The organism is Microcoleus sp. A003_D6 (assembly GCF_036702825.1).
Classification (GTDB): Bacteria; Cyanobacteriota; Cyanobacteriia; order Cyanobacteriales; family Microcoleaceae; genus Microcoleus.
Genome location: NZ_JAUBWA010000058.1, coordinates 37,436 through 43,570 on the forward strand (window position 1 = coordinate 37,436; position 6,135 = coordinate 43,570).

Below are 6,135 nucleotides of genomic sequence, written 5' to 3' on the forward strand. Positions count from 1 at the left end.
GGTAACGATGAAATACATATTGCTGATTTACAGCGACGAAAATGCCTGGACAGAAAGCGAGCGGCAGCAATGCTACGCAAAGTCTTTGCAGCTAACCCAAGAACTGCAAGCGAACAATCAATATTTGGGTGCTTCGCCGCTGCACTCGATCGCCACAGCAACCAGTATTCGAGTGCGTGACGGCAAAAAACTTGTCACCGATGGGCCGTTTGCGGAGACGCGCGAACAACTCGGCGGCTACTTTCTGATCGAGGCCAAGGATCTTGACGAAGCGATCGCGATCGCAGCACGCATACCAAGCGCCAGTAAAGGTACGGTTGAAATTCGCCCGATCGTGGAACTGTCGGGCTTGCCATCAGACCAGTAGTTGCCGTCAATACCGCTCAAGGCAAACTTCCACATCCGCACTGACCAACTTTTCCAGAAAAAATGTTCAACTTGTCGATCGCACGCACCTGTATTCGACTAGATGGTAGAGCAAGGGTTAGCAGTTTTCAATCTGTGCCCGGAACACCAATCGACATAAATAAGGAGATACCGCGATGACTGTGACAACCGAAACCACCAAAACACAACAAGACGAAGCCCAGATTCGACAAATCATCGCAGATACGGCCAGTGCCATCTGCGCCAAAGACCTCGATCGCATCATGGGGCACTACGCCCAAGATGTGATTATTTTCGATGCAATACCCCCGTTCCAAACCAAAGGTGCAGATGAATTTCGACGGACGTGGGAGGCGTGCCTGCCTTGCTTCCCGGACTCCTTCGGGATTGAGATGCGAGACCTCAGCCTCACCGTGAGCGGTGATTTGGCGATCGCGCACTGGCTTTTTCACTTCACAGGGATGCCAACAGATCACCCAGCGGCGCAGATGTGGATGCGAATCACCTCTGCGTGCCAGCGGAAACAGGGCAGATGGCAGATTGTGCACGAGCATTGCTCTGTCCCCTTCGATCCAGAAACGTCTAAAGCCGTTTTTACGATCGCACCTTAGCCCAGCTCAACAACCATAAACAACAGGAGATTTCACGATGAAAGTCATGGTTCTAGTCAAAGCTACCGAAGACTCAGAGGCAGGCGTCATGCCCAACGAACAGCTTCTGACCGAAATGGGGCAATACAACGAAGCATTGGTCAAGGCGGGAATTATGCTCGCTGGCGAAGGGCTACATCCCAGCTCAAAAGGAGCGCGGGTGATGTTTTCAGGCACAAATCGCAGCGTGACTGACGGGCCGTTCACAGAGACAAAAGAGCTGATTGCCGGATTCTGGATCTGGCAAGTGGAGTCGATGGACGAAGCGATCGCCTGGGTCAAACGCTGCCCCAACCCGATGCCTGGAGAATCCGCGATCGAAATTCGCCCGATCTTTACAGCAGAGGACTTCGGCGAATCCTTGACGCCCGAACTCAGGGAACAGGAAGAACGCATTCGGGCGGGGGCAGAACAACTCCAGGGTTCTTGAGGGCATAACTACTGCCTAACTTTTCCTCCGACAGCCACATCATTTCCCGTGAATGGATTGCTCGATCGACTATTAACCAAAGGAGTACATGATGCAATCGAATACTTATCTCTTTTTTGACGGTGAATGCAAAGCTGCATTTAAATTCTACGAACAGTGTTTAGGTGGCAAAATCGAGATGATGACCTATGGGGATGCGCCCATGTCTGAGGAAATTCCCTCCGAACAGCGCGATCGAATCATGCACGCCAACTTAACTGTTGGTGCAATGGTATTGATGGGTTCTGACACTCCACCCGATGGCTTTCAAAAACCACAGGGATTCTCTGTGAATCTTCAATTTGACGATCTGGTCGAAGCGGAGCGGATATTTCAAAAATTGGCAGAAAACGGAACGATAAAGATGCCATTCCAAGAAACCTTCTGGTCTACCCGTTTTGGAATGCTTGTCGATCGATTTGGCACACCGTGGATGATTAATGTCCAGCCAGCTACCTAACCCTTTCAAGTTGGCTCACACGCCTTACCCTTCAATTCAAACATTAGCGAAAAATCGTTAATGTTTCACCTTGCGATCGAAGTTAAAAAGGAGAAAACATGGCTACTAAAATTTTCGTGAATTTACCCGTCAACAATCTCGATCGGTCTGTCGAATTTTTTACCTGCGGGGGTGACAAAGAGGTCTACGAGATAGACCGTATAAGGGTTGCAGCCCGCATACCTTGTTGATAAAAGCGGCGTTTAGAAGGAGTTAACTTCATTAACTGTTCCACCTCCAAAGAATATTGTTCTAGATAATTAACCCACTTTTCTCCATCTATACCAACACCAAATGTACTCCGTCTGCGATATTTTTTCTTGGGTTCTTTGCGACGAGATACATATTTTTGTACCTGCTTTTTCTTCAGTTCAATGCCTTGAAATATTGCTGAACTGTACGCAAGTGTCATGAGCAGAATCATGTTAATAAGTCGGTTCCCTTTGAGGCTAGTTCCTTCAACATCGTAGCCTCCTTTTTTACAGTCGCGGAACATTTCTTCAATGCCCATCCGCTGTTTATAAGCATTGACTGCTGCTGACAATGAACCTAAATCTGTGAGAATAAACCAAGCTTATTTAACTCGATATTTACCATAATTTCTTTTCCATTTACAAGCCAGCTCGAATCCGGTGACAGGTCGAGTTTTTCTGACTCTTTTTCCTTGAACATATAAAGAGGTTTAAGAGTACTATTCCTAATTCATCTAACCGTTGCCAAATCAAATGTTCTGTCTCGATACAAAGATTCTTTTTTAGTCTTAAGCAAAACGACACACCCTTTGATTTAAGCCAGTTTCCTAAATCAACAGAACAAAATTCACGGTCTCCTAAAACGATGACTTTATATTCTGAAAATAGTGGTAAAACTTGCTCTAAATTTGTAGTTTGTTCCTCGAAGCTACTGTTTCCTAATTTGGGCAACAGCGACCAGTATAATGGAATTGCTCTTTTGTCCCAGATTAGGCTAACCATAAAAAGATTAATGCGCCCCCATTGACTACGGTCAATTGCGATTGATAAACGAGTACCAACACGACAATAAGTGGTCAACCAATAAGTAATCAAGGGGAACCAAATTAATGAGATAGTCAAGTTTGGTAAATCCAGAAATCTTTGTAATTTTTTACGCCGACTTTCTGTTGCAATTGGACAAGGAAATACCCGTGCCAGTCGTTCTAATCTCACTTGTTTTTCTGATTGCATCACAGGTAGCAAAATTGTCATGACAAGAAACTGAGCTTTCGTCAGTTGTTTTTTTAAATGAGTCTGGTAAAATGTTGGTATCATTATTTTTTGGATTGCTTGCGTGTAACAATTATGCTGCCTATCTTTTTTTAGCATACATTGGCTCAATCCTCACCACCTCTGGGTTTCAGGCTGGTTGTCACCCCCCCAGATTTTTTACTAAACTTGGATTCAGTTTTAACGCTCAGTTTACTGACAAAACTGCCACTTGTATGGTTGTGAGCGAAGACATCTTCGTCATGCTCTTGACAGAAGCCAAGTTCAAGGAATTTACACCCAACGCAATTTGCGATGCCACCAAGAGTACAGAAGTGCTGGTGTGCTTGTCTTCCGAAAGCCGAGAAGAAGTGGATAAAATGATTCGCAAGGCAGTTGCTGCTGGCGGAACGACCTACAATGAACCGCAAGACCACGGATTTATGTATGGTCATAGCTTTCAGGATTTAGATGGCCACATTTGGGAAACTATGTTCATGGAACCCAGCGCAGTAAATCAAGGTTAGGCATTTTTTATCTGCTTCCTGAAAACAATACAAAGCTCTTCTCAATGGGTTCAAGTTAGCGATTGCATTGAGAAGAGCGATCGAATTTTTCAATCCATCTGCTTCACGACCTCCAAGGCTAACCCTAACACCTCTGCAATTTGCTCATCCTTTAATCCCAACTGTCGTAATTTACCAACCATTTCAATTTTAACTTGATTAGTGCCATCCTGGTAGTCAGGAGTCGCAGGCTGACTTTTATCTGGGTAGGATTGGGTTGTTCTGAGCAACCATTGATATAATTAATTGTGTGGCTATTACCAAAATTAGTAGTGCGATCGCCAAAATTTATATTCAGATTTAATTGCCGTTCTAGAACAGATTCCAGATTACCTTTATCAACTGATTCACCGAAAGTATCAGATAACATATGTAAAAGCTTGTAACCTACATCCTTAGCATGACCCGCCGTACAACCATAAGTATTTGCAATGTCAGAATACTTTTGTCGCTTCAGTATTCCCTCGATAATTCCACGCTGCAAGTCATTTAGATGTTTGCCTGTCTTCGCGCAGACTACTTCATCTACAAATTTCAAAATGTCGGCAGTGTCCATCAGTAGCGGTGTCAGAGAATTACAGTTAGTATAGCCGACTTTTTCCGTCTTTTTCCGTCTTTTTCCGTCTTTTTCCGCCTTGCACCCCAAGTTGAGAAATACCCGTCTTTTTCCGTCTTTTTTCTCTTTGCAGTTTTGGGCGATCGGTCTATGATACGCAAAGAGATAAAAATTAGTTTCATCGCCTGTATTGGTGAACAGAATTTCATCTACCAGTTTTCAGGCTTCTGCTATGTTTATCGATCGGTGATATAGCCAGGTTTTTCCGATATTATCCGATCTTTGTGACATTTGGGCAAATTTTTCTGGAAAAGTTCCGACTCAATCCGACTGACAGGGCGATCGGGTTTTGGTTTTGATTGGGAAGTTATTGTTTGACACTTAGATTGTTAAATATGAATCCGTAAAAGGAGATAAGTATGAAAAAAATGATTGTGGGCATGATTTCTGGAGTTGGAATTTTTGCTTCTACAATACCAGGGGTAGCTCAGAATCCACCACCTCCAAACATCCCATCTGGTATCTATGCGAGTCAAGGTCACAACTATTACTGGAATGACACCGAGAAAGCTTCGTGTCACATTGTCGGTCCAGCCCAGTTGAGGCTATTCGTTAATAGAGGTATGCCGAATCGAGGAAATGCACTTTTTACCCCCTATAATTTTCAAGGTGGTTGTCTATGGCCTCAAGGGCTTTATGTGCCACCAAACAACCAAGGCAGAGTGATGTACATCAACTCCCGTAAAGAGATTTGCCACGTAGGACCGTCATTGTTCGGATTGTTACGCCAGCAATTTGGAGCGCCGCAGGAAGGTTCTTCTCTAGAAGTTATCTCTCAAGGTTTAACAAATATTGGTACTTGCCCAAATCCTGGATAAAATCTTGGGTATTATGGCCTCTATCGCCTTACAAAGAGGGCAGGTAATTCCCACCTTATTTGTAAGGCTATTGACCTGTACTTTTTTGTGCGATCGCCCTGTCTATGAAAAGTGTAGAAGTGTAGATGCGATCGCACCTTGTCTTTTTTCACCGACAGGGCGATCAATGAGGGGTTGGGATGCGATCGCCCCTTACTTTTTTTATCGAGAGGCGATCGATAAGGGGTGTAGATTGTTAAATATCCTAGTATACCTGGCTGTATCAGTCAAGATCGCACCAAAGAAGAGGCACTCTTGAATATTAAAGATGCGATCGCCTATTTTAACTCCTTTCACTCAGGTTAGACTTAATAAGTAACTAATTTTGAACCAGATATGACTACAGTAGCGATCCTACCTGTATTTAATGCCAACGGTGATAAATCTTATCGTGCTATTGCCGGCGATCGGCAGTCTGTTGGCCGAACTGCGGGTCAAGCTTTAGATGCTTTGACTGCTTTGTTAGGTGAAACAGACTTCAGTGCATTAATAGTTATTCAAAGCTTTAACCCTGACGAATTCTTTACTATCCAACAACAAAAACGATTATCAGAACTAATGAATTTGTGGCGTACAGCACGCGATCGAGGACAAAGCCTTTCTCCCAAACAACAAGCGGAATTAGAAAGTCTTGTCGAGGCAGAACTTAAAGCTGCTACAGTTCGGACAGCAGTTCTCGTACAACAATTGAGCTGATGAACCCTTACTACACTTTAGTAGCCGATCGCGCTGCTCATCGCTGCGAATATTGCCGTGCTCCTGAAATTATATTTAACTTCCCTTTTGAGGTTGAACCCACATTCCGCAGATATTCAGACAAATTTAATAATTTTAAATTTGGAGGCATGAAACCCTGAAATAAATACCT

The 6,135-nt window shown here is 44.0% G+C and carries 10 protein-coding genes; 7 read left to right on the top strand and 3 right to left on the bottom strand.

The features are described 5' to 3' along the window. Window positions 1–7 precede the first annotated feature (7 nt). From QUB70_RS17410 to QUB70_RS17425, 4 genes are all read left to right on the top strand, one after another. Window positions 8–367: a YciI family protein gene (locus QUB70_RS17410; protein ID WP_332982198.1), complete on the top strand. Its 360-nt coding sequence runs from the start codon at window positions 8–10 to the stop codon at window positions 365–367. A 175-nt stretch (window positions 368–542) separates the two neighbouring features. Continuing rightward, complete coding sequence (locus QUB70_RS17415) at window positions 543–998, top strand: YybH family protein (protein WP_332982199.1); 456 nt, start codon at window positions 543–545, stop codon at window positions 996–998. Between the two features lie 37 nt (window positions 999–1,035). After that, on the top strand, window positions 1,036–1,467 hold the full coding sequence (locus QUB70_RS17420) for a YciI family protein (protein ID WP_332982201.1): 432 nt from the start codon (window positions 1,036–1,038) through the stop codon (window positions 1,465–1,467). Window positions 1,468–1,555: 88 nt separating this feature from the next. After that, window positions 1,556–1,966, top strand: a complete 411-nt coding sequence (locus QUB70_RS17425; protein ID WP_332982203.1) for a VOC family protein — start codon at window positions 1,556–1,558, stop codon at window positions 1,964–1,966. Between the two features lie 184 nt (window positions 1,967–2,150). On the opposite strand, the gene QUB70_RS17430 is transcribed toward QUB70_RS17425, so the two are convergent. Beyond that, window positions 2,151–2,549, bottom strand: coding sequence for a hypothetical protein (locus QUB70_RS17430; RefSeq protein WP_332982205.1), 399 nt, complete (start codon window positions 2,547–2,549; stop codon window positions 2,151–2,153). 67 nt (window positions 2,550–2,616) lie between these two features. Next, a complete protein-coding gene (locus tag QUB70_RS17435; protein WP_332982207.1) occupies window positions 2,617–3,348 on the bottom strand; it encodes a hypothetical protein in 732 nt (243 codons plus the stop codon). Window positions 3,349–3,470: 122 nt separating this feature from the next. Between QUB70_RS17435 and QUB70_RS17440 the strand changes: the two genes are divergently transcribed. Continuing rightward, complete coding sequence (locus tag QUB70_RS17440) at window positions 3,471–3,755, top strand: VOC family protein (RefSeq protein WP_332982208.1); 285 nt, start codon at window positions 3,471–3,473, stop codon at window positions 3,753–3,755. Window positions 3,756–3,906: 151 nt separating this feature from the next. On the opposite strand, the gene QUB70_RS17445 is transcribed toward QUB70_RS17440, so the two are convergent. Next, a complete protein-coding gene (locus QUB70_RS17445) occupies window positions 3,907–4,350 on the bottom strand; it encodes a hypothetical protein (protein WP_332982209.1) in 444 nt (147 codons plus the stop codon). A gap of 419 nt (window positions 4,351–4,769) precedes the next feature. Between QUB70_RS17445 and QUB70_RS17450 the strand changes: the two genes are divergently transcribed. Further along, window positions 4,770–5,228 carry a hypothetical protein gene (locus QUB70_RS17450; protein ID WP_332982210.1) on the top strand — a complete coding sequence of 153 codons (459 nt, stop codon included), beginning with the start codon at window positions 4,770–4,772 and terminating at the stop codon, window positions 5,226–5,228. Window positions 5,229–5,603: 375 nt separating this feature from the next. After that, complete coding sequence (locus QUB70_RS17455; RefSeq protein ID WP_332982211.1) at window positions 5,604–5,963, top strand: hypothetical protein; 360 nt, start codon at window positions 5,604–5,606, stop codon at window positions 5,961–5,963. The last annotated feature ends 172 nt before the right edge of the window (window positions 5,964–6,135 follow it).